Source organism: Cetobacterium sp., from assembly GCF_048470075.1.
In the GTDB taxonomy this organism is placed as follows: domain Bacteria; phylum Fusobacteriota; class Fusobacteriia; order Fusobacteriales; family Fusobacteriaceae; genus Cetobacterium_A.
Map to the genome: position 1 here is coordinate 1 of NZ_DBGBQB010000313.1, position 3,244 is coordinate 3,244.

Annotated in this window: 3 protein-coding genes and 1 riboswitch; all 3 genes read right to left on the reverse strand. The window is 29.3% G+C overall.

Annotated features, from left to right (window positions below; translation table 11 throughout):
- Positions 1-230 precede the first annotated feature (230 nt).
- The 3 genes from ACMOUI_RS10880 to ACMOUI_RS10890 all read right to left on the reverse strand — a co-directional run bounded on the left by ACMOUI_RS10880 (position 231) and on the right by ACMOUI_RS10890 (position 3,014).
- Positions 231-986: an ABC transporter ATP-binding protein gene (locus tag ACMOUI_RS10880; RefSeq protein WP_418965718.1), complete on the reverse strand. Its 756-nt coding sequence runs from the start codon at positions 984-986 to the stop codon at positions 231-233.
- The gene (locus ACMOUI_RS10885; protein WP_418965719.1) at positions 983-1,936 is read right to left on the reverse strand and encodes a FecCD family ABC transporter permease; all 954 of its coding nucleotides are present in this window, start codon (positions 1,934-1,936) and stop codon (positions 983-985) included. The genes ACMOUI_RS10880 and ACMOUI_RS10885 overlap by 4 nt, the downstream gene beginning before the upstream one ends.
- Positions 1,926-3,014: an ABC transporter substrate-binding protein gene (locus ACMOUI_RS10890; RefSeq protein ID WP_418965720.1), complete on the reverse strand. Its 1,089-nt coding sequence runs from the start codon at positions 3,012-3,014 to the stop codon at positions 1,926-1,928. Before ACMOUI_RS10890 ends, ACMOUI_RS10885 begins: the two co-directional genes overlap by 11 nt.
- A riboswitch (cobalamin riboswitch) is annotated at positions 3,013-3,189 on the reverse strand. Its footprint overlaps the gene before it by 2 nt.
- Positions 3,190-3,244: the final 55 nt, after the last annotated feature.

Here is a 3,244-nt window from a genome sequence, read left to right on the forward strand (position 1 = left end):
TTCATTAACATTTTTAATTCCCATCATAAATTAAATCGCCTCCTCATTTAAAAATATTATACCAAAAAACCAAAAAAAAAGCTGTAGACAGTTACTTGTCTACAGCCTGAAAAGAGCCCAAAGGGGCTCTTTTTTATTTAATAAAAAGGGATAATCATTTGAGACTACCCTTTTAAATATATAGTTAATTTTATCTATTTTTTAATCTCTCTTCTTTTAAAACTGAAAAATTAGGTTTCAATTTTAGGCCCTACTAAAAATGTATCCTTAATTTTATAGATGTTCATATCAATATTATAAAGGTTATCGATAATCTCTTTTTTAAAGCAATTATCCTTACTTCCAAAGTATATTTGTTCACCATTTTTTAGAAATAAAAAGGTGTTACAAAAATTATAAGCAAGGTTGAGGTCGTGTATAATAATTATGCAACGTATATTTTTTTCTTTTACAATCTCTTTAATTATACTTAATATATTTATGGCATTAGCTATATCTAAACTACTTGTAGGTTCATCTAAAATTAAAACTTCAGAGTTTTGAGCAATTGCCCGAGCAATATAGCACCGTTGTTTTTCTCCCCCACTCAAAAAATTAATTTTTCTATTTTTAAAATGATTAAGATTAAATCTTACCAATAATTCATCCACAATTTTTATATTTTTTTCATTTTGTTTGTATCTCATATATGGAATTCGTCCTAGCATGATAGTATCGAAAACAGTTAAATTATTAACTTGTGATTCTTGGGGAACGTATGATAATATATTTTTTCTTTTGTTTAAAGGGATAGATTGAATATTAGAGCCATTGAGAGTGATGTCTCCCTCACCTCTTAAAACTCCTAAAATATTTTTAATAAGTGTTGTTTTCCCACTTCCATTACTTCCTAAAATTCCAAGAATCTCTCCTCTCTTAACTTGAAAACTAATATTCTTAAGAGAAAAATCCTGTCTATGCTTATAGGATAGATTTTTTATTTTCATTTTGTTTCACCTTTTTTTAAAATAAGATTTATAAGTATAGGAACTCCTACGTAACTTAATATAATTCCAATAGGAACTATTATAGGAGAGAAAAGTGTTCGACTTAGAACATCAGATATAAGAATAAGCAATCCGCCAATAATCATGGAATGACTTAAAAGATATTTATGATTATCACCTACAATTTTTTTAGAGATATATGGTGCTGCTAATCCCACAAAACCGATAATTCCACAAGTTGATATTATAACAGCAGTTAGAATAAGAGCTCCAAATCCAAGAAGAATTCTTTCTTTAGATGGATTAATTCCTAGAGTAATGGAGTAATCATCATCACAATTACAAATAAGATTTAGTACCCAAGCTTTTTTTTGTGAAAAAATAGTAATAGGAATAAGAACTGCTAAAAGAACTTGAACATTTTGCCAATCAACACTATTTAAACTTCCAAAGGTCCACTTAACAATAGCAGAAATTTTATCATCTGAAGCTATATATTGAAGAGTAGATGTAAGGGCAGTAAACAGGTAGTTTAATGCAATCCCAATTATAATCATAGTCAAAGATTCCATCTCTTTTTTTAAAGCACATATAAAAACAACAAAAGCACAAATCATTGTAGATGTAAAAGATCCAATTATTATAGTTAAGCTATTGTCAGTAAAAAAAATAATTGCAATGGCAGCCCCAAAAGATGCTGATGCAGAAACACCCAAGGTAAATGGGCTAGCCATAGGATTTCTTGTGATTCCTTGCATAATTGTACCACAAAGTGCTAGTCCCATTCCACAAAATAAACCAAAGATGACTCTAGGTCCTCTTAAGAAAAACATTATATTTAATTCCTGTTGGTTCATATTAAAAAAATTTATCCAAGTGTTTCCTAAAGATAGTCCAGAGCAAAGCAAAACGGTTAAAAATATTAGGGGAAAAATATATTTACTTTTCATTTTTACTCTTGTTAGGAACTGGATAAAAGTGTCCCTTAATATTTTTAAATCCTTGAAATTTTTCAAGCCACTCCTCAAAGATTAAATCAGGATCCAATTCAGGGAGATTCTCTGGATAGATCCACTTTGCCATATAAACAGCGCCTATCATTTTAGAGGCACCTCCATGTCCAAATTGTGACATAAGATAGATATTGTTATTTTTAACAGCTTCAATATTGCCCCATCCAGTTCTATTTTTAATCTCTTCAATAGTTTTGATTTGTTGCTCTTTTGTAGGAGGGGCATAAATACCACTTCCTTTTATAGCTTGTGCTGGACTTATATTTTTAACAATTACACTTGGATTTTTAATTATTATAGCTTCGGAATCAACTTGTGATTCACTTGTTTTTGTATTTTGATCTCCAAATATATTTTTTCCGCCAGAAGCTTCAATCATATTGTAGTAATAGCTTCCTGGAAAAGCTGTATAGAAATCTTTAGAGTCCTCCCAGTAAACAGTTTTTTTATCTATGTCTTGAAGATTTTTTTCAATGTATTTCAAAGGAATTTCATAAAAATCTATAAAATCTTTAGCTTCTTTTTCTTTGCCAAAGATTATTCCAATATTATTGATCTGATTGTAGAAATCACTTGTATCATAACCTGAAATAACAATAACTTTAATTCCAAAAGGAGTAAGCTTCTTCTCCGCTTCTTTATATGAACCATTTGCAGGAAGAATAAAAACTTCAGGAGAAAGGGAGATGATTTTTTCATAGTTCAAATCTTTTTGATTTTTTCCAATAACATCTTCAACTTTAAAATTACTCCAATATGCCCTATCTTGAGCTGTATTCATATCTACAGCAATAACATTATTAATAGCTCCACAAGCTCTAATTAGTTCATTATTATAACGTGAAACAACAATAGCTTTTTCTATTGGAACTGAAATATCAACAATTCTTCCGACGTTGTCAGTGATTTGAATTTGTTTTTTTAGAATTTGGCTTGTTTTAGCAAAAATGGAAGTTGTGAAACATAGATTTGTAAAGATAAATAAAATTTTTAGAAACTTTGATTTGAATAACATGGAACCCTCCTAATTAAATAAGTCTCCTGACTTAGCATCGTCCTACTTCTAATCCTTCCCAGTTTCACCCAGTGGTTCATTAGTTTCGTCTGCAATACAGTAGCGTAGAGCTGTGTGGGATTCTCACCCATCTTCCTCTATTAAGCCTTTTGGCATTTAATATATAATAAGTATATCATTTTTGAATATAATGGTCAATTTATATATATATTTATATTAAACAATACATA